This is a genomic window from Streptomyces sp. NBC_01013 (assembly GCF_045162765.1).
Classification (GTDB): Bacteria; Actinomycetota; Actinomycetes; order Streptomycetales; family Streptomycetaceae; genus Streptomyces.
Genome location: NZ_CP108687.1, coordinates 5693852 through 5717360, shown reverse-complemented (window position 1 = coordinate 5717360; position 23509 = coordinate 5693852). Strand labels below are relative to the sequence as shown.

Genomic DNA, 23509 nt, shown 5'->3' with positions numbered 1-23509 from the left:
GAAAACCTCAGGTGTTCCCAGCCTACGACTCCGTACTGACAACGCCGAGAGGTTTTCGCGGGGGAAAGGAGGACGCAGGGTTACGGGCGGAAGCCGATCGTGGGGACGGCCCGGCGCAGCGGCCAGGGGCGCGTGGCCGCCGGGAGCAGGTCCTGGAGGAAGGCGTACCGCTGGAGCGCGGCCGGGTCCTGGCCGTTGACGGTACGGATCCGCTGCCACCAGGCGGCGATCTCCGCCCAGCCGGGGGCCGAGAGCGAGCCGCCGAACTCCTGGACCGAGAGGGCCGCGGTGAGGCCCGCGAAGGCCAGGCGGTCGGCGAGCGGCCAGTTGGCGAGGGTGCCGGTGACGAAGCCGGCGACGAAGACGTCGCCCGCGCCGGTCGGGTCCAGTGCCTCGACCGCGATGGCGGGGACCTCGGCGGTGGTCCCGGTCGCCGCGTCGACCGCGTACGCGCCCTCTGCCCCGAGGGTGACGACGGCGAGCGGGACCCGCTCGGCCAGGGCGTGTGCGGCGGCCCGCGGGCAGTCGGTGCGGGTGTACCGCATGGCCTCCTCGGCGTTGGGGAGGAAGGCCTGGCAGTGCTCCAGGTCGCTCAGACCGTTCAGGTCCCAGCGGCCGGTCTGGTCCCAGCCGACGTCGGCGAAGACCAGGGCGCCCCTGCGGGCAGCCGTGGCGACCCAGGCTTCGCTGCGGCCGGGGGCGAGCGAGGCGATCGCGGCCCGGGCCCGGGGCGGGCACCGGGGGGAGGCCGCGGGGGCGCCGGGAGGAGCGAACGCGGGCGGGGGCGGGGCCTCGTGGCCGTGCGAGACCATCGTCCGCTCGCCCTCGTACGCCATCGAGACGGTCACCGGGGAGTGCCAGCCGCGGACGGTGTGCGACAGGGACAGGTCGATGCCCTCGCCCTGTTCGAGGGCGTCCCAGCAGTACTCGCCGTAGTGGTCGTCGCCGAACGCCGCGGCGAGCGAGGTGTGGAGGCCGAGACGGGCCAGCGCGGTGGCCATGTTGGCGACGCCGCCGGGGCTGGATCCCATGCCGCGGGCCCAGGACTCGGTACCGCGTACGGGGGCGCTGTCCAGGCCGGTGAAGATGATGTCGAGGAAGACCGTGCCGGTGAGGAAGACGTCGCAGTCGGGGTCCTGCGGTGCGCGCAGCCCGTCCAGTGGGTCGATGGCTGGAATGTCGGTGCTCACCTTGCACTCCCCGGTCGTGGCGGTTCCGGCCAGTGTGCCCGATTCCCGTCCGTGTGCGCCGGGTCCGCGCCGGGTTGAGGCGGCTCCGCGTATGCAGAGGCTGACCTGCATAAACATGGGCTGCTACCCGCATAGAAACACGGCAAACGCATAAGTGACCCAGATCACATCGAGTCGGCTTTCGGTCGGCCGGGAGCACTTGATACAAATTGGCCCGCGACCACCGTTGGGGATCTGACCGACGAGTGTGCCGACTCCCCGCATTTCAGCGCTTCTCGCAGTTTCTCATTCTTCGCAGTTCTCGCATTGCCCCCCTCTGCCTTCTCGCCTCCTCTGGCATGTCTTCAGGAACGCCCATGTCCTCGCGCCCTCGCGCCGCGTGGCCTCTGGTTGCCGTGTTCACCGCCGGTTACCTCGCCGCCTATCTCCTCCCCACCATCGTGGGACGGCTCTCCGTCTATCTGGGGCTCACCACGGCCCAGGCCGGTCTGGTCGGCAGCGCCCTGCTGCTGAGTTCGGCCTCGGCCGGCTTCTGCCTGGCGGGCCGCGTCGAGACGTACGGGCCGCAGAGACCGGCGCGGCTCGGGTTGCTGCTGGCCGTGCTGGGGTACGGCTGCGCCGCGCTCGCGGGTTCCGTGCCGCTGGTGGTCCTGGGCGCGATGGCCGGCGGCTTCGGTTCCGGTACGGCGACCGCGGTGGCCGCGGCCGGCATCGCCGCCCAGCGTGATCCGCACCGGACGTCGTCCCTCGGACTGCTGAGCGTCTCCGCGACCGCGGGCGCCCTGTATCTGACGATCCCGCATCTGGGCGGCGGGCACCGGTTGCCGTTCGCGTCGATCGCACTGGTCGCGCTGCTGGTCTGGCCGGCCACCTCCCGGCTCGGCAGCCCGGCCCCGGCCGGCCCCGCTGTCCCGGCGTCGGGACGGCTGCCGCACCGCCGTTCGGGCCTGGTGCTGGCGGGCGGCATGCTCGTCTGGTCCATGGCGCAGAACGCGCTGTGGGGCGTCAGCAGCCGTATCGGCGTGGACCAGGTCGGCCTCTCCGAGGTCACCATCGGCGCGGTGTTCGCCGCCGCGCTGGGTGCCGGTCTGCTCGGCGTGATGGGAGCCGGGGTACTCGGGGCCAGGCTCGGGCGGGCGGTGCCGATCGGCCTGGGCACCATGATCATCGCGGCGAGCATCGTACTCAGCTCCTCGGCCGGGAGCCTCGGCTCGTTCGCGACCGGCGAGATCCTGTGGAACACCGTCTACCCGGTGGTCCTGTCGTATCTGATCGGCCTGGCCGCGTCCCTGGACGTGCGCGGGCGCTGGGCCGTCCTGGCGGGCTCCGCCTCGTCGGTCGGTGTGGCCTGCGGTCCGGTCCTCGGCAGTGTGCTGTCGGAGGGGGCCGGCTTCCCGGTGATGGGGCTGATCCTGGGCGCCGTGACGCTGCTGGTCGCGGTGCCGGTGACAGCGGTGGCCCTGCACACCGGTGGCCGTCCGCTGGTGCCGGGTTCGGTGCGCCGCAGGGGCGGCGCTCCGGCAGCCCTGCTCGCCGTCACCACCGGCGCGGTACCCGGGGCCGTGCCGAAGCTGGGCGCGCCCGAGCAGGCCGTCACGGAGATCAGCCTGCCCTCGCTGCGCCGCCGGCGCCTGGTCAGGAGTGCCTTCCGGACGGCCGGCCCGTCGGGCGCCGGTCAGTCGAACGCGTACGCCTCGACCTCCGACAGGTAGCGCGCCCTGCGCTCCTCGTCGTGGTCGAGGAAGGCCGCCTCGAAGGAGTTGCGGGCCAGGGTGCGCAGCTGCTCGCGCTCCAGACCGAGCGCCTCGTGGACGGCGTGGAAGGTGTCCCCGACGTACCCGCCGAAGTAGGCGGGGTCGTCGGAGTTCACGGTGCAGAGCAGCCCGGCGTCCATCATGGCCCGCAGCGGGTGCTCCTCCAGGGTGTCGATGGCGCGCAGCCGTACGTTGGACAGCGGGCAGAGAGTGAGCGGCACCCGGTCGGCGACCAGCCGCTTCACGAGCTCCGGGTCCTCCATGCAGCGCAGCCCGTGGTCGATGCGTTCCGCGCCGAGTACGTCGAGCGCCTCGGTGATGTACGCGGGCGGCCCCTCCTCGCCCGCGTGGGCGACCTTGCGCAGTCCGAGCGCGTCGGCTGCCGCGTACACCTCACGGAACTTGGCCGGCGGGTGGCCCACCTCGGCGGAGTCCAGGCCGACGGCGCTGATCCGGTGCAGGTAGGGCTTCGCGGCCTCCAGCGTCTCCAGTGCCGATTCGGCGGACTCGTCGCGCAGGAAGCACATGATCAGCTGGGTGGAGATGCCGTGCTTCTCCTCGCTGTGCTCCAGTGCCCGGCCGAGTCCCTCGATCACGGTGCCGATGGGGACGCCGCGGGCGGTGTGCGCCTGCGGGTCGAAGAAGATCTCCGCGTGGCGCACGCCCTGGCCGGCGGCGCGGGTGAGGTAGGCGTCGGCGAGTTCGGCGAAGTCCTCCTCGGTCCGCAGCACCGCCATCAGCGCGTAGTACAGGTTGAGGAAGCTCTGCAGGTCGTCGAAGAGGTAGGCGGTGCGCAGTTCCTCGGTGTCCGCGTAGGGCAGCGGCACACCGTTGCGTGCGGCGAGCGCGAAGGCCAGCTCGGGTTCGAGGGTTCCTTCGATGTGGAGGTGGAGTTCTGCTTTGGGGAGGTGCACGGGATTCTCACTTACGCATGGTGGTGCTGTCAGGTGTTACGGGTGACGCGTCGGGACCGGGACCCGCGACAGGTCCTGGGCGACCGTCAGTTCGCCCTCGAACCCGGCCGCCCGGGCCTGGTTCCCGAAGGCTTCCGGGTCGGGGTAGCGCTGGGAGAAGTGCGTGAGCACGAGGTGCCGTACCCCCGCGTCCCGCGCGACCCGGGCCGCCTGTCCGGCGGTCAGATGACCGTGGTCGGTGGCCAGTCGTCCGTCCTCGTCGAGGAAGGTCGACTCGATGACCAGCATGTCGCAGCCCTCCGCGAGCGCGTACACGCCGTCACACAGTCTCGTGTCCATGATGAACGCGAACCGCTGACCGCGCCTGCGCTCGGAGACGTCGTCGAGCGAGACGCCGCCGAGGGCGCCCTCGCGCTGTATCCGGCCGACGTCCGGGCCGGCGATGCCGTGCTCGGCGAGCTTCGCGGGCAGCATGCGCCGCCCGTCGGGCTCGACCAGCCGGTAGCCGTACGACTCGACGGGGTGCGAGAGCTTGTGGCTGCTGAGGGTGTACGTGCTCGTGGTGGCCAGCGGCCCGTCGGCGGCGACCGGAGCCTCGGTCAGCTCGACGGACTCGCGATAGGCGGTGGCGTACCGGAGCCGGTCGAAGAAGTGCTGTCCGCTCAGGGGGTAGTGCGCGGTGACGGGGTGCGGGACCTGGTCGAGGTTGATCCGCTGGATCACCCCGGCGAGACCGAGCGAGTGGTCGCCGTGGAAGTGCGTGACGCAGATCCGGTTGATGTCGTGCGCGGCGACGCCGGCCCGCAGCATCTGGCGCTGGGTGCCCTCGCCGGGGTCGAAGAGGATGCCCTCGCCGTCCCAGCGCAGCAGGTAGCCGTTGTGGTTGCGGTGGCGGGTCGGGACCTGGCTGGCGGTGCCGAGGACGACGAGTTCACGTGGCGACATGGGTGCGGCTGCTTCGTCCGGTCCTAGCCGGGGGGCCACTGGAGACCGCGGCCGCCCAGGACGTGGGCGTGCGCGTGGAAGACGGTCTGGCCGGCTCCGACGCCGGTGTTGAACACGACCCGGTACCCGGTCGCGTCGACCTTCTCGTCGGCGGCGACATGTCCGGTCTCGCGCACCACGTCGGCGAGGATCTGCGGCTCGGCGACGGCGAGGGAGGCGGCGTCGGGGTGGTGGACGCGAGGGATGACCAGGACGTGGGTCGGGGCCTGGGGGTTGATGTCGCGGAAGGCGACCGTGGTGTCGGTCTCCCGGACGATGGTGGCCGGGATCTCGCCCGAGACGATCTTGCAGAACAGGCAGTCGGGCTGCGGTTCTCCTGCCATGGGGTGCGCTCCTCTGTCTCGGTGATCCGTTACAGGGCAGCCTAGCGGGCGGGGCCGACGCCTCGGCCCCGCCCGCGATCGAGGCGCGGGGCCGAGGCGTCCCCGGGCCCCGCGGGTGTCACCGGGGCAGTGTCGGCGCCACCTTCGCCGGTGTGCGGCTCAGCGACTCCAGCGCGATCCGGATCGCCTCGTCCAGCTGCGGGTCGCGGCCCGCCGCATGGTCCTGCGGCGCCATGACGACCTCGACGTCGGGGTCGACGCCGTGGTTCTCGACGCCCCACCCGTAGCCCTCCAGCCAGAAGGCGTACTTGGGCTGGGTGACCAGCGTGCCGTCGACGAGCCGGTAGCGGCTGTCGATGCCCACCACTCCGCCCCAGGTGCGTACGCCGACCACGGGGCCGATGTTCAGCGCCTTGATCGCCGCGTTGACGATGTCGCCGTCCGAGCCGGAGAACTCGTTCGCGACGGCCACCACCGGACCGCGCGGCGCGTCGCCCGGATAGCTGTAGGGCCGCATGCCGCGGGGCAGGTCCCAGCCGACGATCCGGCGGGCCAGCTTCTCCACGACCAGCTGCGAGGTGTGGCCGCCGCGGTTCTCCCGTACGTCCACCACCAGGCCCTCGCGGGCGACCTCGGTGCGCAGGTCGCGGTGGATCTGCGCCCAGCCCGAGCCGACCATGTCGGGGACGTGGAGGTAGCCCAGTCGTCCACCGGACTGCTCGTGCACGTACGCGCGCCGGTCGGCGACCCACGCGTGGTAGCGCAGCGCCTCCTCGTCCGCGACCGGTACGACGACGACATGGCGCGGGTCGCCGCCGTCGACCGGGGAGACGGTCAGCTCGACGGGCTTGCCGGCCGAGCCGGTGAGCAGGGGCGCGGGGCCGGTGAGCGCGTCGACGGGGTGCCCGTCGACGGCCAGGATCGAGTCGCCGGGCCGGACGGCGACGCCGGGCGCGGCGAGCGGGGCCCGGGCGGCGGGGTCGGAGGTCTCGGACGGCAGGATGCGGTCGATGCGCCAGCTCCCGTCGTCCGCGCGGGAGAGGTCGGCGCCGAGCAGTCCCTGCCGGGCGGAGTCGTCGCGCCAGCCGCCGGAAGGGGTCACATAGGCGTGCGAGGTGCCGAGTTCGCCCTGGACCTCCCAGAGGAGGTCGATGAGGTCGTCGTGGGTGGCGACGCGCTCCAGGACGGGCCGGTAGCGGTCCAGGACGCCGTCCCAGTCGATGCCGCCCATGTCCGGGCGCCAGAAGTTGTCCCGCATGATGCGGCCGGCCTCGTCGTACATCTGGCGCCATTCGGCGGCCGGGTCGAGGGTGCGGCGGACGCGGGAGAGGTCGACGGTGATGTTGCCGTCGTCGCCGTCGTCGTCGGAGCTCGCGGACACCCGGCTGTCGGACGGGACGACGCGCAGTTTGCCGTGGCTGTGCAGGACCAGCCGCTTGCCGTCGCCGCTGACCGCGAACCGGCTGATGTCGGAGGCGAGCTCCTCGCAGCGCAGCTTCTCCAGGTCGTACCGCTCCAGGACGGGCTCGGCGTCGTGGGCGTCGGGAGTGGCCGCGCTCGTGCCGAGCACCCCGGTCACCGGGTGGCGCAGCCACAGCAGCCCGTCCTTCGCGGCCCGCAGCGAGGAGTAGCTGGCGGCCTCGACGGGCAGCGGCACGATCCGGTCGGCGAGGCCGTCCAGGTCGATACGGGTGACGGGGAGCGCGGTGGGGTTGTCTTCCCCGTCGCCGGCCTTCTCCCTCTCGGTCGGGCGGCCGTGGAGCTGCGGCCCGAACGGGGAGGGCGTGGTCGCGGCGAGTGTCAGCAGGTGCGGCCGGCAGGCGCCGATGAACGCCAGGTCGAAGACGTGGGCGTCGTAGATCGGGTCGAAGGCCCGCTCGGAGAGGAAGGCCAGGTGCTTTCCGTCGGCGGTGAAGGCGGGCGCGAAGTCCCGGAACCGCAGGGGGGTCGCCTCGGAGACCGACAGGTCGGCCAGGTGGGCGAGCTTGAGCTGGCTCAGCGGCTCGGGTCCGGGGTGCGACCATGCGAGCCAGGCGGAGTCGGGTGAGAAGACGAGCCCGGAGGCGTCGCCGTGCTCGCTGCGGTCCACCTCGTGGACCTCGCCGCTCTCCCGCTCGACGATGAGGACGCGTCCGTCGTGGGCGGCGACGGCGAACCGGCTGCCGTCGGGTGCCGGTACGAGGTCGTGGACCCGGCCGATCCGGCCTGCGGCGAGACGGCGGGGTACGGCGCCCGGGCCGGTCCCGGTGGCGGGTGCGCACTCCAGCGCGTCGTCGCCCTCGGCGTCGGTGACCCAGACGACGTGCTGGTCGCCGTCGGCCTGGAAGGTGTGGGGCAGCCTGGCCCGTACGCCGGGTTCGACGGCGAGTGCGCGGGCCGGGCCCTCGCGGTGGGTGACCCAGTGGACGGCGCCGCGGGACCCGACGGCGCTGCCGCGGCCGGTGCGGTCGGGCGACGCGGCGTGCAGGTGGCTGCCGGCGTGCACGGAGTGCGGCTGGAGGTCGGCGCGCTGGCCGCCGAGCCGGATGTCGAGGCGGCGGGGTCCGTCGCTCTCCAGGCTGTCCAGGAGCCACAGTTCACCGGCGGACGCGTAGCTGACGCGGGTGCCGTCGGTGGTGGCCTGCCGGGCGTAGAAGCCTTCGACGCCGGTGTGCCGGCGCAGGTCCGTGCCGTCGGGGAGGGAGGAGTAGAGGGCGCCGACGCCTTCGTGGTCGGAGAGGAAGGCGATGCGGTCACCGACCCACAGGGGGCACTCGATGTTGCCGTCGAGCTCCTCGTGGACACGTACGAACTGCGCCGGGTCACCCTCGTCCGCGATCCAGAGCTTGCCCGCCGTGCCGCCCCGGTAGCGCTTCCACGTAGCGGCCTCACGCCCCATGGTGGCCGAGAGCAGCAGGACGCGTCCGCCGGGCCCGTACGCGAGGGAGCCGACCGGGCCGTACGGGAGGGTCCGTGCGGGACCACCGTCGACCGGGACGGCCCGGGCCCAGGAGCGCCGGAGCGAGACCTGGCCCTGGGTGCTGGTGACCAGCACGTCGCCGTCGGGGGTCCAGCCGCGCACGGCGGTCCGCGCGTCGCCCCAGTGGGTCAGCCGCCGGGAGGGACCGCCGTCGACGGGCGCGAGGTGCACCTCGGGCGCTCCGTCCCGGGTGGACGTCCAGGCCACGAGGGTGCCGTCGGGAGATATCCGCGGCTGGGTGACGGGACGGTTGTCGGCGCTGACACGCCAGGCTCGGCCGCCGTCGAGCGGCGCGAGCCAGACATCGTCCTCGGCGGTGAAGGCGATCGAATCGCCCTGGACATGGGGGTACCGGAGGTAGGAATGCTGTGTCACATCGATCACCCTAGGCTGCGGCCGCGGCCGGCGGAACGGAGTTGGCCGGAGTACGCCCTGCGGTGGATGCCCGGCACACGCAAGGGGTCCGGCAACCGGTGGGCGCGGTAGTCCAGTCGGAGCGGCCCCTCACTTCCCCTGGGGGTGCTCGGTGACCGTGACGGTCACGGTGACCGTCGGCCGGGCCCCTCCCCCGCTGCTGCCGTCGCCGTTGCCGTTGTCCGGTACGGAGGCCGAGGGCGGGGCCTCGCAGTTGCCGAGCAGGCTGGCCCGGAACACGGTCCGGCCGTCGGCCTTCGCGGTCAGGTCGCCCCGCACGCACCGGCCGTCGACCGCCTGCCGGACCTGGCCGGCGATTTTGATGTCCCGGCCCTCCTTCGTCCGGCCGCTGCAGTCGACGTCGGCGACTCGACGCGTGGAGGCGGTGGCCGAACCCGCCCGTGCGGACGATGCCTTCGTGCCACCCCCGTCGATGTTCGCCGTGCAGGTCAGCCACCGCACGTGCACGCCTTCGTGCTCCAGGGCGCGGGTGGCGGTGCGGTCGGTGGTCACGGCGATGGACGCGGTGTTCAGTCCGTCCGCGGGTTCGCAGGCGACGAGGCCCGCGACGGCGACGGCCGCGAGGCAGATCGCGGCCGGAAAGCGACGGGTCGCCCGGCGACCCCATGCCCTTGATGTCCCCATACGGGCAGCTTCCCACCACTCCTGACGCAGCGGTAGACCGCTTGCGGCCACAACTGCCCCGGGCGTGGGCCGTTACGACCAGCGGCCCGTGCGCCCCAGCAGCAGCGCTGTCGCCGCGGTGCCCGCCGTCGAGGTGCGCAGCACGGTCGGTCCGAGCCGGCAGGTCCGCGCGCCGGCGGCGGCGAAGACGGCCAACTCCTCCGGCGAGACGCCCCCTTCGGGGCCTACGACCAGCACGATCTCGCCCTTGTCGGGCAGGTCGACGGTGGCCAGCGGCTCGCTGGCGTACCCGCGGTCCTCGTGCAGCACGGCCGCGAAGTCAGCTGTGGCCAGAAGTGCGGCAACCTGTTTGGTCGTTGCCGCGTCCGCCACGTCCGGGAACCGGACCCGGCGCGACTGCTTGCCGGCCTCGCGGGCCGTGTTGCGCCACTTCGCCAGGGACTTGAGGCCGCGGTCGCCCTTCCACTGGGTGATGCAGCGCGCGGCCTGCCACGGCACGATCGAGTCGATGCCGGTCTCCGTCATCGTTTCGACGGCGACCTCGCCCCGGTCACCCTTGGGCAGCGCCTGGACGACGGTGATGCGGACGCCGGGACGGGTTTCCTCGTGGACGGGCTCCAGGTCGGTGATCACCAGCCGGTCCTTGCCCTCGGCCGCGCTCACGACACCTTCGGCCCAGCGGCCGCGCCCGTCCGTCAGGACCACGTTCTCACCGGCGTGCAAGCGTTTCACCGAGACGGCGTGCCGCCCCTCGGGCCCCTCCAGGACGAACCCGGGCCCGTCCGGCAGCTGTTCGACGACGAAGACGGGTGCCGTCACTGTGTACTCCTCGTGCTCAGTGCCGTCCGTGCGGCGTCCAGTTCCTCGGCGAGCAGTCTGACCAGTCGTCCCGCGGGAAGCTCGCGTGCCATCCGGTGCCCCTGCCCCGCCCACAGCGCCATGCCCTGTGCGTCCCCGGCCTTGGCCGCCGCCTTGCGCAGCACGGCCGTCAGATGGTGCACCTGCGGGTAGGCAGCAGGGGCGTACGGTCCGTGCTCGCGCACGAAGCGGTTGACCAGGCCGCGGGCCGGGCGCCCGGAGAACGCCCTGGTCAGGGTGGTGCGGACGAACAGCGGGTTGGTCAGGGCCTGCTTGTGCAACAGATGGGCGCCCGACTCGGGGCAGACCAGGAAGGCGGTACCGAGCTGCGCGGCATCGGCACCCGCCGCCAGCACCGCGGCGATCTGGGAACCGCGCATCAGCCCGCCCGCGGCGATGACCGGTATCTGCACGGTCTCACGGACCTGGGTCACCAGGCAGAGCAGCCCGGTGCCGGATCCGTCGGTCTGCGGGTCGTCGCGGAACGTGGACTGGTGGCCGCCCGCCTCCACGCCCTGGGCGCAGACCGCGTCGGCTCCCGCCCACTGGGCCGCCTGGGCCTCCTCCGGCGAGGTGACGGTGACGACGGTGTACGTACCCGCCGCGGCGAACGCGTCGAGGGTGTCGCGGGAGGGGCAGCCGAAGGTGAAGGAGACGACCGGGACGGGGTCCTCCAGCAGGATGGCCAGCTTGGCCTCGTAGCCGTCGTCGCCGCAGGCGTCGGTCTCACCGAGCGGGGTCTCGTACCAGGAGGTCTCGCCCGCGAGCTGGTGCCGGTACACCTCGACGGCGGCCGGGTCCGCGAGGTTCGGCTGCGGCATGAAGAGGTTGACGCCGAAGGGCTGGCCGGTGAGCCCGCGCACTTGCTTGATCTCGTTGTACATGCCGTCCGCCGTCTTGTACCCGGCGGCCAGGAAACCGAGTCCGCCGGCCTCGGCGACGGCCGCGACGAGCTGCGGACAGGAGGGTCCGCCCGCCATCGGGGCCTGCACGATCGGATACCGGCAGAGATCGGTCAACGCGGATGACATGACCGCATCGTGTCATGTCGCCCCTGCCCCGTGATGCGCACCCCGCTGCCACGTTTTGTCCGCAATGCCGTACGGGCCCGGAAACCGGGCCCGTACACCATCGTCGGTCGAACTCCGTTCAGGCCCTAGCGGCCGTTGAACGCGTCCTTCAGCCGCGAGAACAGACCCTGCTGCCCGGGCTGGAACTGGCCGGTGGGCCGCTCCTCACCCCGCAGTTTCGCCAGCTCGCGCAGGAGGCGTTCCTGTTCCGGGTCCATCTTCGTCGGGGTCATCACCTCGACGTGCACGATCAGGTCGCCCCGCCCGCCACCCCGCAGGTGCGTGATGCCACGCCCGTGCAGCGGGACGGACTGACCGGACTGGGTGCCCGGCCGGATGTCGACCTCCTCCAGGCCGTCGAGCGTCTCCAGCGGCACCTTCGTGCCGAGGGCCGCCGCCGTCATGGGGATGGTGACCGTGCAGTGCAGATCGTCGCCGCGCCGCTGGAAGACGGCGTGCGGCAGCTCGTGGATCTCGACGTAGAGATCGCCGGCCGGGCCGCCGCCGGGGCCGACCTCGCCCTCGCCCGCGAGCTGGATGCGGGTGCCGTTGTCGACACCTGCGGGAATCTTCACGGTGAGCGTGCGCCGCGAGCGGATGCGGCCGTCGCCGGCGCACTCCGGGCACGGGGTCGGCACGACCGTACCGAAGCCCTGGCACTGGGGGCAGGGCCGCGAGGTCATGACCTGGCCGAGGAACGACCGGGTGACCTGCGAGACCTCACCGCGGCCGCGGCACATGTCACAGGTCTGGGCGGAGGTGCCGGGTGCGGCACCCTCGCCACTGCAGGTCGTACAGACGACGGCCGTGTCGACCTGGATGTCCTTGGTCGTACCGAAGGCCGACTCGGAGAGGTCGATCTCCAGCCGGATCATGGCGTCCTGGCCGCGACGGGTGCGCGAACGGGGTCCGCGCTGCGACGCCGTACCGAAGAACGCGTCCATGATGTCGGAGAAGTTGCCGAAGCCACCCTGTCCGAATCCGCCCGCGCCGCCGCCTCCGGAGGCGGACAGCGGGTCGCCGCCGAGGTCGTAGACCTGCTTCTTCTGAGCGTCCGACAACACCTCGTAGGCGGCGTTGATCTCCTTGAACCGCTCCTGGGTCTTCGGATCGGGGTTCACATCCGGGTGCAGCTCGCGTGCGAGCCTCCGGAAGGCCTTCTTGATCTCGTCCTGCGAAGCGTCGCGGCGCACGCCGAGTACGGCGTAGTAGTCCGTGGCCACTTACGACTCCGCCAGGATCTGTCCGACGTAACGTGCCACTGCGCGTACCGCTCCCATCGTTCCGGGGTAGTCCATGCGGGTCGGTCCGACCACGCCGAGTTTGGCGACTGCCTCGTCGCCCGAACCGTAGCCGACCGCGACGACGGACGTGGAGTTGAGCCCCTCGTGGGCGTTCTCGTGCCCGATACGTACGGTCATGCCCGAGTCCTTCGCCTCACCGAGCAGCTTCAACAGCACGACCTGCTCCTCCAATGCCTCCAGCACCGGCCGGATCATCACGGGGAAGTCGTGCCCGAAGCGGGTGAGGTTGGAGGTGCCGCCGATCATCAGCCGCTCCTCCGTCTCCTCGACGAGGCATTCGAGGAGGATCGAGAGCACGGTGGACACGGTGGACCGGTCCTCGCTCTCGAAGGATTCCGGCAGGTCCTGCACCAGCTGTGGGACGTCCGCGAAGCGGCGTCCCACGACCCGGCTGTTGAGCCGGGCCCGCAGATCGGCGAGAGAGGTCTCACCGAACGGCGCGGGGCAGTCGACCAGCCGCTGTTCGACCCGGCCGGTGTCCGTGATCAGCACGAGCATCAGCCGGGCGGGGGCCAGGGACAGCAGTTCCACGTGCCGCACCGTCGAGCGGGTCAGCGAGGGGTACTGCACGACGGCGACCTGCCGGGTCAGCTGCGCGAGCAGCCGTACGGTGCGACCCACGACATCGTCGAGGTCGACCGCGCCGTCGAGGAAATTCTGAATGGCACGGCGCTCGGGCGACGACAGGGGCTTGACGCCCGCGAGCTTGTCGACGAAGAGCCGGTACCCCTTGTCCGTCGGGATGCGTCCCGCGCTGGTGTGCGGCTGGGCGATGAAGCCCTCGTCCTCCAGCACCGCCATGTCGTTGCGGACGGTGGCCGGGGAGACCCCCAGCTTGTGCCGCTCCGTGAGCGCCTTGGAGCCGACGGGCTCCTCGGTGCCGACATAGTCCTGGACGATGGCGCGCAGCACTTCGAGTCTGCGTTCGCTGAGCATCGCGCACACCTCCAGCTGTGTACCTCGGTGGTTCTCGGGTCGTTCCCGGGTCCTGCCCTGGCACTCTGTGCGTACGAGTGCCAGCGATCCCCCGGCCAGTGTACGGCGACGGGGTAGCCCCCTAGCAAGGGCGACCGGCCACGCTACCGCGAGACTGCGCAGGTCGTTGCCGATAGCGTCGTCGTATGGACGCCTCTTGGGAAGAGTTCGGCTGGGAGCGACTCGGACACGGAGTGGGCCGTCGGCGCCTTCCGGTGTGGGATGCAACGGTCGCCCTGGTGGAGGGGGCGGACGGAGTGCTGCTCTGCGATACCGGATCGTCACTCCGTGAAGCGGTCGAAGTCCGCCGCCAGGCACAGTCGCTGCTCGGTACGAGGGTGACACATATCGCACTCAGCCACCCCCATTTCGATCACGTGCTGGGCACGGCGGTCTTTGCCGGGGCGCAGGTGTTCGGCGCGGCCGGCCTGACGGAGCTGCTGCGGCGCGGGGCGGACGAGCTGCACGCCGACGCGGTGCGGCACGGTCTGGCCGAGCACGACGCCGCCGAGTCCGCCGATGTGCTGGTGGCGCCGCATCACGAGGTGTGCGGCGAATGGACGCTCGATCTGGGGGGCGGGCGCGAGGTCGTGCTGGTGAACGTCGGCCCGGGGCACAGCGGTCACGATCTGGCGGTGCTGGTGCCCGGCGTCCCCGGCTCACCCGCGATCGTGTTCTGCGGCGACCTCGTGGAGGAGTCCGGTGAACCGCAGGCGGGCCCGGACGCCTTCCCCGCGCGCTGGCCGGCGGCACTGGACCGGCTGCTGGCGCTGGGCGGCGAGCACGCGCTCTACGTGCCGGGGCACGGGGCGGTGGTGGACGCCGCGTTCGTCCGGTCCCAGCGCGATGATCTCGCTGCTCGGTTCGGCGTGTCGTAGCGCGCTCCGCGCTTATCGTCGTCCGATGCGCAGCTACCAGCCGGACCTGACCCCGCCGTGGAAGAAGTCCGCCCCCGTTCCCGAGGTGCCCGCCGAACCGGATCTGGTGGTGGAGGACGTCGCCACCGGCTTCTGCGGAGCGGTGATCCGGTGTGAGAAGACGGCCGAGGGCCCGACGGTGACCCTGGAGGACCGCTTCGGCAAGCACCGGGTGTTCCCGATGGCACCGCGCGGCTTCCTGCTGGAGGGCCGGGTCGTCACGCTGGTGCGCCCGTCGGCCGGCGGCCCGGCCCGGCCCGCTCGTACGGCCTCCGGCTCGGTGGCGGTTCCCGGGGCTCGGGCGCGGGTGGCCCGGGCCGGACGGATCTATGTGGAGGGCCGGCACGACGCCGAGCTGGTGGAGCGGGTCTGGGGCGACGACCTGCGCATCGAGGGCGTGGTCGTGGAGTACCTGGAGGGCATCGACGACCTTCCCGCGATCGTCCGGGAGTTCTCGCCGGGCCCGGACGCACGCCTCGGGGTGCTGGTCGACCATCTCGTGCCCGGTTCCAAGGAGTCCCGGATCGCGGCGCAGATCTCGGACGGGAACATGCTGGTGGTCGGTCACCCGTACATCGACGTGTGGGAGGCCGTGAAGCCGTCCTCCGTGGGGATCGCCGGGTGGCCGGTGGTACCGCGCGGCCAGGACTGGAAGACGGGCGTGTGCCGGTCGCTGGGGTGGCCGGAGAACACCGGTGCCGCGTGGCAGCGGATCCTGTCCACGGTCCGTTCCTACCGGGACCTGGAGCCCGAGCTGCTGGGCCGGGTGGAGGAGCTGATCGACTTCGTGACGGCGCCTCCCGCGTAGGCACCTTCGGGCGGGTCGGAACGCACACTGATCCGGCCCGGTCCGCCCGCTCCCCGATCCGGCCGCTCTCCGATCCGGCCGGCCACTGATCCGGCCCGGTCCGACCGCAGGCCCCCGGGCCGTCCCCTCAGTCCACCAGATCCCGCACCACCGCGTCCGCCAGCAGCCGCCCGCGCAGGGTCAGCACCGCGCGGCCCGCCGCGAACGGGCGGGACTCCAGCAGCCCGTCCGTGACCGCCCGGCCCGCCGCCGCCAGCCCGGCCGGCGCGAGGAGCGAGAGCGGGCAGCCGTCGACGAGCCTCAGCTCCAGCAGGATGCGCTCGACCCGGCGGTCCTCCGCCGAGAGGATCTCGCGGCCCGCGCCGGGCGAGCGCCCCTCGGCCAGCGCCTGCGCGTACGCCCCGGGGTGTTTCACGTTCCACCAGCGCACGCCGCCCACGTGGCTGTGCGCTCCGGGTCCGGCGCCCCACCAGTCGGCCCCACGCCAGTACAGCTCGTTGTGCAGGCAGCGGCCCTCGGGAGTCCGGGCCCAGTTCGACACCTCGTACCAGGAGAAGCCGGCTGCGGCCATCGCCTCGTCCGCGATGAGATACCGGTCGGCGTGCGCGTCGTCGTCCGTCATCGGGATCTCACCGCGCTTGATCCGGCGGGCCAGCTGAGTGCCCTCCTCGACGATCAGGGCGTACGCCGACACGTGGTCGGGCCCCGCGCCGATCGCCGCGTCGAGGGAGGCGCGCCAGTCGTCGTCGGACTCGCCAGGGGTGCCGTAGATCAGATCGAGGTTGACGTGCTCGAAACCGGCCGCCCGGGCCTCGGCGACACAGGCCTCGGGCCGGCCGGGGGTATGGGTGCGGTCGAGGATCTTCAGGACGTGCTGCCGGGCGCTCTGCATCCCGAAGGAGATCCGGTTGAAGCCGCCTTCACGCAGCTCGGCGAGGTAGGCGGGCCCGACGGACTCGGGGTTGGCCTCGGTGGTGATCTCGGCGTCGTCCGCGAGACCGAACTCCTCCCGGATCGCGGCCAGCATCCGGACGAGATCGGCGGCGGCCAGCAGTGTCGGCGTACCGCCTCCGACGAAGACCGTACGGACCTGGCGGGGGTCGTCACCGAGGACCTTGCGGGCCTGGCGGACCTCGCCGACGAGGTGGGAGGCGTAGTTGTCCCGGGAGGCCAGCGCACCGCCGGAGCCGCGCAGCTCGGTCGCCGTGTAGGTGTTGAAGTCGCAGTAGCCGCAGCGGGTCGCGCAGTACGGCACGTGCAGGTAGAAGCCGAGCGGGCGGTCAGCGGCGCCTTCCAGGGCGTGGCGGGGCAGCGCCCCGTCGTCGGGCACGGGCTCACCATCGGGCAGTACGGAAGGCATACCGCCCATTGTCGCGCGCCGCCCGGCACCTCGACGCCACGGCGGGCGGCGCAGGCGCGATCGGGTGGCCTCGGGCCGGAAGCGGACGCGGTCCGACGCCTGTGGCCGCTCCGCCCTGAGCCGCCCGACCGCCTCCTACTGGGCCTGGAGGACCAGCAGGGCCAGGTCGTCGTCCGGCGGGCGCTCGGCGAAGGCGTGCACGGCGTGCTTGATGCGGTCCGCGATCTCTTCCGCGGTCAGCCCCACGCAGCCGGAGAGTGCCTGCGCCAGCCCTTCGGCGTCGTCGAACATGAGCGGTCCCGAACGCCGTTCGGTCACCCCGTCGGTGACGCACAGGAGGCTGTCGCCGGGAGCCAGGTCGAAGCTCTGGGTCTCGTACACGGCGTCGTCCATGACGCCGAGGAGCAGTTGTGGTTCGGCGGCCGGGCGCACCGTGCCGTCGGGGCGCAGCAGCAGTGGCAGTGGGTGCCCTGCACTGGCCAGGGTGCAGCGCGCGCCGCCGTCGGGCAGGGGCACGAGCTCCCCGTACAGCAGGGAGAGGAACCGGGGTCCGCTGTCCGCCGACTGCTGGCCGCCCGCGGCGGCGACCATGAGCGCGGCCGCTTCGGCGGCCTCCATCGCGTCGTCGAGGAGCAGCCGGTTGAGGCGGACCAGGACCTCGCCGGCCTGGAAGCCCTCGCGGGCCAGCAGCCGCAGCCAGGGGCGGGCGAGCCCGGTGACGACGGCCGCCTCGGGACCGCTGCCCTGGACGTCGCCGAGGACGAAGCACCAGCGGTCACCTGGGCAGGGGAAGATGTCGTAGAAGTCACCTCCGACCACGCCGTCGTCGCTGGGCTCGTAGACGAGGGAGCTGGCGACGCCCGGTATGTCGGCGACCTTGCTGGGCAGCAGTCCGCGCTGGAGGATGCGGCTGATGGTGGCCTGCCGGGTGTAGGCGCGGGCCGCGCCGACGGCGAGGCCGACCCGGCGCACGAAGTCCTCGATCAGTGCCGTGACCTCGTCGGGGACGCGGGCGATGCCTTCGCGGCCGAGGAGTACGGCGCCGAGGGTGCGGCCGCCCGAGGTGATCCGGTAGGCGAGCGTGACGCCTTCGAGGCCGTCCGGCTGACCGCCGTCCTCCGCGCTGCCGGGCCACGGCATCGAGACGGGCCCGGTGCCGACCCGCTCGGGGAGCCGGAGCGGATGGCCCTCCAGCAGGGTGCGCAGCGGCTGGATGCGGGCCTCGTCGACGTGCCAGACCTTGGCGAGCCGCGGGACAGCAGCGCGGCCGGCGGTCTCGGGTTCCAGCCAGATCGCACACCAGTCGGCGAGCCGGGGCACGAGTAACTGTCCGGCGAGCGCGGCCACGATGTCCTCGTCGAGCTGTCCGGCCAGCAGGTCCGAGGCCTCGGCGAGGAACGACAGCGCGCCGCGGCCGGCCCAGTCCGCATCGTCGCGCAGGGCGCGGCGGGCGGTGGGGGCAAGCAGTTCGGCGGCGCGCAGCTGGCGCTGGAATCCAGCCTCCGGCGCGTCGGGGAAGGGGTTCCAGTCGTCGACGGGGAGCCGGGCCCAGACGGTCTTGAGGCCGGTGCGATAGGTGATGCCCCAGCGTTCGGCGAGGGTGGCGACGAGTGCCAGGCCCCGCCCGTACTCGTCGGGCTCCCCCGGTCCTTCGTCGGCTCCGGAGCCGCTCTCGGAGCGGTCGCTGCGCACGGCACGGGTCGGGTGGTGGTCGGACACCTCCAGGACGAGTGCGGAGGCCTCGTCCTCGGTCGCCTCCTCCAGCCGGAAGAGCAGGTCGACGGTGGTCCCGGCGTGGACGACGGCGTTGGTGACGAGTTCACTGACGATGACCGCCGCGTCGTCGGACAGCCGCTCGCTGAAGCCGACGGCCGCGGGCAGCCCGAGCCCGCTCCACTCGGCCAGCGCCGCGGCGACGAACTGCCGGGCCGCGGAGGGCGCGAGCAGGTTCCCGGGCAGACTCGTCCGGGCGACGGGTTGCTCGCCCGTGGACGCGCCAGTGGTTCCGGGACGCTGCACGATGTCCCGCTGCAAGGGAATGGACCCCACAGGGCGGCTCCTGACCTGTTCTCGCTGCCTGTTCTCCGTAGGACGCACCCTCTGAGCGCCGCTGACGACACGGACAGAGTGACAGATCGACCCTTCGCATACGCGTCGAGTTACCGAAGTGAGTGGAGAACAACGCCCCGGCCCCCCGTGCGCGGGGCGCGGGGGGCCGGGACTTCGTGCCGCTGTCAGGCTTCGCGGGAGCCCGCGTACATCTCGTTGATCAGATCCTTGTACTCGCGCTCGACGACCGGTCGCTTCAGCTTGAGACTGGGCGTGACCTCGCCGTGCTCGATGTCGAGGTCACGCGGGAGCAGCCGGAACTGCTTGATGGTCTGCCAGCGCTGCAGGCCCTCGTTGAGGCGCTTCACGTACCCGTCGACGAGTTCGACGGTCTTCGGGGACGCCACGACGTCCGCGTACGACTTGCCCTCCATGCCGTTCTCCGCGGCCCAGCCGAGAATGGTCGGCTCGTCGAGGGCGATCAGCGCGGTGCAGAAATTACGGTCCGCGCCGTGCACCAGGATGTTGGAGACGAACGGGCAGACCGCCTTGAACTGGCCCTCGACCTCGGCCGGCGCGATGTACTTGCCGCCGGACGTCTTGATCAGGTCCTTCTTGCGGTCGGTGATCCGCAGATAGCCGTCCACGGACAGTTCACCGATGTCGCCGGTGTGGAACCAGCCGTCGGCCTCCAGCACCTCGGCCGTCTTGTCCGGCAGTCCCTGGTAGCCCTGCATCAGGCCGGGGCCGCGCAGGAGGATCTCGCCGTCGTCGGCGATCCTGACCTCGGTGCCGGGCAGCGGCTTGCCCACGGTGCCGGTGCGGTAGGCCTCGCCCGGGTTGACGAAGGAGGCGGCGCTCGACTCGGTGAGGCCGTAGCCCTCCAGGATGTGGATGCCGGCGCCGGCGAAGAAGAACCCGATGTCGGGGGCGAGCGCGGCGGAGCCGGAGACGCACGCGCGGAGCCGGCCGCCGAACGCCTCGCGGATCTTGGCGAAGACGAGGGCGTCGGCGACCTTGTGCTTGGCGCCGAGCGCGAAGGGCACGGAGGCGGTGCCGGTGCGCCGGAAGTTGTCCTGGGAGACCTTCGCGTACTCGCGGGCGACGCCGGCCGCCCAGAGGAAGATCTTGTACTTGGCCCCGCCGCCCGCACGCGCCTTGGCCGCGACGCCGTTGTAGACCTTCTCGAAGATCCGGGGGACGGCGGCCATGTAGGTGGGCTGGACGATCGGCAGGTTCTCGATGATCTTGTCGACCCGGCCGTCGACCGCGGTGACGTGCCCGACCTCGATCTGTCCGGAGGTGAGGACCTTGCCGAAGACGTGCGCGAGCGGCAGCCAGAGGTACTGGACGTCGTCCTTGGTGATCAGGCCGGTGGAGACGGTGGCCTTGGCCATGTACGACCAGTTGTCGTGCGGCAGCCGTACGCCCTTGGGACGGCCGGTGGTGCCGGAGGTGTAGATGAGGGTCGCGAGCTGTTCGGGGGTGATCGCGTCGACCCGCTCGGTGACCGCGGCCGGGTTCTTGGCCAGGTGCTCGGCGCCCAGGGCCTCCAGGTCGGCCAGGGAGAGCACCCAGCCCTCCGGGTCACCCTCGGCCGGTCCGGCGCCCTCGGCGTCGATGACGACGACGTGAGCGAGGTTCGGCAGCTCGGCGCGGCGCTCGCGGGCCTTGGCCAGCTGCGCGGCGTCCTCGGCGATCAGTACCCGGCTCTCGGAGTCGGAGAGGATGAAGGCCGACTCCTCCGCGTTCGTCGAGGGGTAGATCGTGGTGGTCGCGGCGCCCGCGCACATGACCCCGAGGTCGGCCAGGATCCATTCGACCCGGGTGCTCGCGGCGAGTGCGATCCGCTCCTCCGGCTGCACCCCCAGAGCGATCAGCCCGGCGGCGACGGCGTAGACCCGCTCGGCGGCCTGCGCCCAGCTGAGCGACTTCCACTCGTCGGGCCCCTGGCCGGCGGCCGCGGGGACGGGGTAGCGGTAGGCCTCCCCGTCCGGGGTGGCCGCCACCCGGTCGATGAAGAGGGTCGCCACGGAGGGCGGACGGTTCTCGATCATGGTCTGTGTGTCGCTCACGACATCCTCCGGGCCTGCGGCAGTGCTTCACGACGGGCTGCTGGTTGGGGTGTGCTCTCCGCTTACGTCTGCATGCTGATGGTGCTTGTTTAACTGGCGAGTAACTACGAAGCCGTGATCAGAGTAAAGCGCCCGCGCGCCCCGCGTAAGAGGCAACGGGACCCCGCTTCATAACGAACGGGCCCCCGCGGCGCAGCGTTCTGCGATGCGGGGACCCGTTCGTCTACTGGCCGGTACGAACACGGGGGCGGGCTCGCCGCCCCCGTCCGCGTACTACTTCTTCGCCTTGCTCTCCCCGGCGGACTCGTCGGTCGACAGGACGGAGATGAACGCGTCCTGCGGCACCTCCACGTTGCCGACCATCTTCATCCGCTTCTTGCCTTCCTTCTGCTTCTCCAGCAGCTTCCGCTTACGGGAGATGTCACCGCCGTAGCACTTGGCGAGGACGTCCTTGCGGATGGCGCGGACGGTCTCGCGGGCGATGACCCGGGAGCCGATGGCCGCCTGGATCGGCACCTCGAAGTTCTGCCGCGGGATGAGCTTTTGCAGCTTGGCCACGAGCCGGACGCCGTAGGCGTACGCCTTGTCCTTGTGCGTGACCGCGGAGAACGCGTCGACCTTGTCGCCGTGCAGCAGGATGTCGACCTTGACGAGCTCGGCGGACTGCTCGCCGGTGGGCTCGTAGTCGAGCGAGGCATAGCCGCGCGTCTTGGACTTCAGCTGGTCGAAGAAGTCGAAGACGATCTCGGCGAGCGGCAGGGTGTAGCGGATCTCGACACGGTCCTCGGAGAGGTAGTCCATGCCGAGGAGGGTGCCGCGGCGCTGCTGGCAGAGCTCCATGATCGCGCCGATGAACTCGCTGGGCGCCAGGACCGTGGCCCGGACGACCGGCTCGTGCACCTTGTCGATCTTGCCCTCGGGAAATTCACTCGGGTTGGTGACGATGTGCTCGGTGCCGTCCTCCATCTCGACGCGGTAGACCACGTTGGGCGCGGTGGCGATGAGGTCGAGACCGAACTCGCGCTCCAGCCGCTCACGGACCACGTCGAGGTGGAGCAGACCGAGGAAGCCGACGCGGAAGCCGAAGCCGAGCGCGGCGGAGGTCTCCGGCTCGTACACCAGGGCGGCATCGTTGAGCTGGAGCTTGTCCAGGGCCTCGCGCAGGTCCGGGTAGTCCGATCCGTCCAGCGGGTAGAGACCCGAGAACACCATCGGCTTGGGGTCCTTGTAGCCGCCGAGTGCCTCGGTCGCCCCGTTGCTCAGGGAGGTGATCGTGTCACCGACCTTGGACTGCCGGACGTCCTTCACCCCGGTGATGATGTAGCCGACCTCGCCGACGCCGATGCCGTCGGACGGGGTCATCTCCGGGGAGGAGACACCGATCTCCAGCAGCTCGTGAGTGGCGCCCGTCGACATCATGCGGATGCGCTCGCGCTTGTTGAGCGAGCCGTCGACGACACGCACGTACGTCACGACGCCCCGGTACGAGTCGTAGACCGAGTCGAAGATCATCGCGCGGGCCGGGGCGTCGGCCTGGCCGACGGGGGCGGGAACGTCCCGGACCACCCGGTCGAGCAGCGCGTCCACGCCCACGCCGGTCTTCGCGGAGACCTTGAGGACGTCCTCGGGCTGGCAGCCGATGAGGTTGGCCAGCTCCTCGGAGAACTTCTCGGGCTGGGCGGCCGGCAGGTCGATCTTGTTGAGCACCGGGACGATGGTGAGGTCGTTCTCCATCGCCAGGTAGAGGTTGGCCAGCGTCTGGGCCTCGATGCCCTGCGCGGCGTCGACCAGCAGGACCGTGCCCTCGCAGGCGGCGAGCGACCGGGAGACCTCGTAGGTGAAGTCGACGTGTCCCGGGGTGTCGATCATGTTGAGGACATGGGTGCTGCCCTGGCCCTCACCGGTCGTGGGCGCCCAGGGCAGTCGTACCGCCTGGGACTTGATCGTGATGCCACGCTCGCGCTCGATGTCCATCCGGTCGAGGTACTGAGCGCGCATCTGCCGCTGGTCGACCACACCGGTCAGCTGGAGCATCCGGTCGGCAAGGGTCGACTTGCCGTGGTCGATGTGCGCGATGATGCAGAAATTGCGGATCAGCGCCGGGTCGGTACGGCTCGGCTCGGGCACGTGGAGAGGAGTCGCGGGCACGCAGGGTCCTGATTCTTGAGACGCCGAACGCCGTGTCTCGGGTCGATGTCGGGTCGGTCGGATCTGTACGTAGCCTCCATCGTCCCACGCCTGGGGGGCGAGGACCGGTTTGGGCCGGTCGGAGTGCTGCTGGTACCGTGGACAGCTGTGCCTCGTGGCTCTCGGGCCGCAAGGACACACATCGAAGATCCAACGAACCTGAAAAGGCTCTTTCGTGGCGAACATCAAGTCCCAGATCAAGCGGAACAAGACGAACGAGAAGGCGCGCCTGCGTAACAAGGCCGTCAAGTCCTCGCTCAAGACCGCGATCCGCAAGGCCCGCGAGGCCGTCGTTGCGGGCGACGTCGAGAAGGCCACCGTGGCCGTTCGCGACGCTTCGCGCGCTCTCGACAAGGCTGTCTCGAAGGGTGTCATCCACAAGAACGCCGCCGCCAACAAGAAGTCGGCGCTGGCCACCAAGGTTGCCACCCTCCAGGGCTGAGCATTCTGATGTGATCGCCGGAACGGACCCAGCGGGCCCTCTCTCCCGCTCCTGACCGGCACCCCGCGCCGCACACCGAACCTGCGTTCGCCACGCGGGTGCGGCGCACCAAGCACATACCGAAGGCCCTCGTCGTTCCCCTCCCCAGGGAAACGACGAGGGCCTTCGTGATGTCGTCCTTCAGCGCGGCGCCCTGGGCGCACGCCGACTCGCTCTGCATGCCCGGGTGCACCTGCCCCACCCGGCCCCGTCCGGCGGGC

The 23509-nt window shown here is 71.6% G+C and carries 18 protein-coding genes; 4 read left to right on the top strand and 14 right to left on the bottom strand.

The genetic code is table 11. The annotated features are described in order from the left end of the window. Window positions 1-80: 80 nt before the first annotated feature. On the bottom strand, window positions 81-1190 hold the full coding sequence (locus OG538_RS24805) for a carbohydrate kinase family protein (protein WP_406097084.1): 1110 nt from the start codon (window positions 1188-1190) through the stop codon (window positions 81-83). A 356-nt stretch (window positions 1191-1546) separates the two neighbouring features. Here OG538_RS24805 and OG538_RS24800 point away from each other — a divergent pair, with 356 nt between their 5' ends. Further along, window positions 1547-2902 carry an MFS transporter gene (locus OG538_RS24800; protein WP_406097082.1) on the top strand — a complete coding sequence of 452 codons (1356 nt, stop codon included), beginning with the start codon at window positions 1547-1549 and terminating at the stop codon, window positions 2900-2902. Here the strand turns inward: OG538_RS24800 and OG538_RS24795 are convergent. From OG538_RS24795 to hrcA, 9 genes are all read right to left on the bottom strand, one after another. Beyond that, complete coding sequence (locus OG538_RS24795) at window positions 2866-3858, bottom strand: adenosine deaminase (RefSeq protein ID WP_406097080.1); 993 nt, start codon at window positions 3856-3858, stop codon at window positions 2866-2868. The genes OG538_RS24800 and OG538_RS24795 overlap by 37 nt on opposite strands. A gap of 36 nt (window positions 3859-3894) precedes the next feature. After that, window positions 3895-4803 (bottom strand): ribonuclease Z, encoded by a 909-nt coding sequence (locus tag OG538_RS24790; RefSeq protein ID WP_406097078.1) that lies wholly within the window; start codon window positions 4801-4803, stop codon window positions 3895-3897. 23 nt (window positions 4804-4826) lie between these two features. Next, window positions 4827-5186 (bottom strand): histidine triad nucleotide-binding protein, encoded by a 360-nt coding sequence (locus OG538_RS24785; protein WP_406097076.1) that lies wholly within the window; start codon window positions 5184-5186, stop codon window positions 4827-4829. 118 nt (window positions 5187-5304) lie between these two features. Then, complete coding sequence (locus OG538_RS24780; protein ID WP_406097074.1) at window positions 5305-8520, bottom strand: S41 family peptidase; 3216 nt, start codon at window positions 8518-8520, stop codon at window positions 5305-5307. Window positions 8521-8649: 129 nt separating this feature from the next. Then, window positions 8650-9204 (bottom strand): hypothetical protein, encoded by a 555-nt coding sequence (locus OG538_RS24775; RefSeq protein ID WP_406097072.1) that lies wholly within the window; start codon window positions 9202-9204, stop codon window positions 8650-8652. 72 nt (window positions 9205-9276) lie between these two features. Next, window positions 9277-10023, bottom strand: a complete 747-nt coding sequence (locus tag OG538_RS24770) for a 16S rRNA (uracil(1498)-N(3))-methyltransferase (protein ID WP_406097071.1) — start codon at window positions 10021-10023, stop codon at window positions 9277-9279. Continuing rightward, window positions 10020-11093, bottom strand: a complete 1074-nt coding sequence (locus OG538_RS24765; RefSeq protein WP_406097069.1) for a nitronate monooxygenase — start codon at window positions 11091-11093, stop codon at window positions 10020-10022. The genes OG538_RS24770 and OG538_RS24765 overlap by 4 nt, the downstream gene beginning before the upstream one ends. Window positions 11094-11218: 125 nt before the next feature. Then, complete coding sequence (gene dnaJ / locus OG538_RS24760; protein WP_148018633.1) at window positions 11219-12355, bottom strand: molecular chaperone DnaJ; 1137 nt, start codon at window positions 12353-12355, stop codon at window positions 11219-11221. Then, window positions 12356-13372, bottom strand: a complete 1017-nt coding sequence (gene hrcA, locus OG538_RS24755; protein WP_406097066.1) for a heat-inducible transcriptional repressor HrcA — start codon at window positions 13370-13372, stop codon at window positions 12356-12358. 185 nt (window positions 13373-13557) lie between these two features. Between hrcA and OG538_RS24750 the strand changes: the two genes are divergently transcribed. Further along, window positions 13558-14289 carry an MBL fold metallo-hydrolase gene (locus tag OG538_RS24750; protein WP_406097065.1) on the top strand — a complete coding sequence of 244 codons (732 nt, stop codon included), beginning with the start codon at window positions 13558-13560 and terminating at the stop codon, window positions 14287-14289. A gap of 25 nt (window positions 14290-14314) precedes the next feature. Continuing rightward, entirely contained in the window at window positions 14315-15136 is an 822-nt protein-coding gene (locus tag OG538_RS24745; RefSeq protein ID WP_406097063.1) for a DUF3097 domain-containing protein, read from the top strand. A 127-nt stretch (window positions 15137-15263) separates the two neighbouring features. On the opposite strand, the gene hemW is transcribed toward OG538_RS24745, so the two are convergent. The 4 genes from hemW to lepA form a co-directional block, all read right to left on the bottom strand. Beyond that, a complete protein-coding gene (gene hemW, locus OG538_RS24740) occupies window positions 15264-16496 on the bottom strand; it encodes a radical SAM family heme chaperone HemW (protein WP_406097061.1) in 1233 nt (410 codons plus the stop codon). Window positions 16497-16631: 135 nt separating this feature from the next. Next, a complete protein-coding gene (locus OG538_RS24735) occupies window positions 16632-18530 on the bottom strand; it encodes a SpoIIE family protein phosphatase (protein WP_406100287.1) in 1899 nt (632 codons plus the stop codon). A 200-nt stretch (window positions 18531-18730) separates the two neighbouring features. Continuing rightward, window positions 18731-20620: an AMP-dependent synthetase/ligase gene (locus tag OG538_RS24730; protein ID WP_406097059.1), complete on the bottom strand. Its 1890-nt coding sequence runs from the start codon at window positions 20618-20620 to the stop codon at window positions 18731-18733. 273 nt (window positions 20621-20893) lie between these two features. Next, complete coding sequence (gene lepA, locus OG538_RS24725; protein ID WP_406097057.1) at window positions 20894-22768, bottom strand: translation elongation factor 4; 1875 nt, start codon at window positions 22766-22768, stop codon at window positions 20894-20896. A 214-nt stretch (window positions 22769-22982) separates the two neighbouring features. On the opposite strand from lepA, the gene rpsT reads away from it, so the two are divergent. Further along, window positions 22983-23249: a 30S ribosomal protein S20 gene (gene rpsT, locus OG538_RS24720; RefSeq protein WP_266778644.1), complete on the top strand. Its 267-nt coding sequence runs from the start codon at window positions 22983-22985 to the stop codon at window positions 23247-23249. The last annotated feature ends 260 nt before the right edge of the window (window positions 23250-23509 follow it).

Excerpts from the sequence above, each read along its gene's own strand:
- hrcA (WP_406097066.1), bottom strand. The coding sequence starts at position 13,372 with ATGCTCAGCGAACGCAGACTCGAAGTGCTGCGCGCCATCGTCCAGGAC.
- OG538_RS24750 (WP_406097065.1), top strand. The coding sequence starts at position 13,558 with ATGGACGCCTCTTGGGAAGAGTTCGGCTGGGAGCGACTCGGACACGGA.
- OG538_RS24775 (WP_406097072.1), bottom strand. The coding sequence starts at position 9,204 with ATGGGGACATCAAGGGCATGGGGTCGCCGGGCGACCCGTCGCTTTCCG.
- OG538_RS24745 (WP_406097063.1), top strand. The coding sequence starts at position 14,315 with ATGCGCAGCTACCAGCCGGACCTGACCCCGCCGTGGAAGAAGTCCGCC.
- OG538_RS24785 (WP_406097076.1), bottom strand. The coding sequence starts at position 5,186 with ATGGCAGGAGAACCGCAGCCCGACTGCCTGTTCTGCAAGATCGTCTCG.
- OG538_RS24800 (WP_406097082.1), top strand. The coding sequence starts at position 1,547 with ATGTCCTCGCGCCCTCGCGCCGCGTGGCCTCTGGTTGCCGTGTTCACC.
- OG538_RS24765 (WP_406097069.1), bottom strand. The coding sequence starts at position 11,093 with ATGTCATCCGCGTTGACCGATCTCTGCCGGTATCCGATCGTGCAGGCC.
- OG538_RS24790 (WP_406097078.1), bottom strand. The coding sequence starts at position 4,803 with ATGTCGCCACGTGAACTCGTCGTCCTCGGCACCGCCAGCCAGGTCCCG.
- hemW (WP_406097061.1), bottom strand. The coding sequence starts at position 16,496 with ATGCCTTCCGTACTGCCCGATGGTGAGCCCGTGCCCGACGACGGGGCG.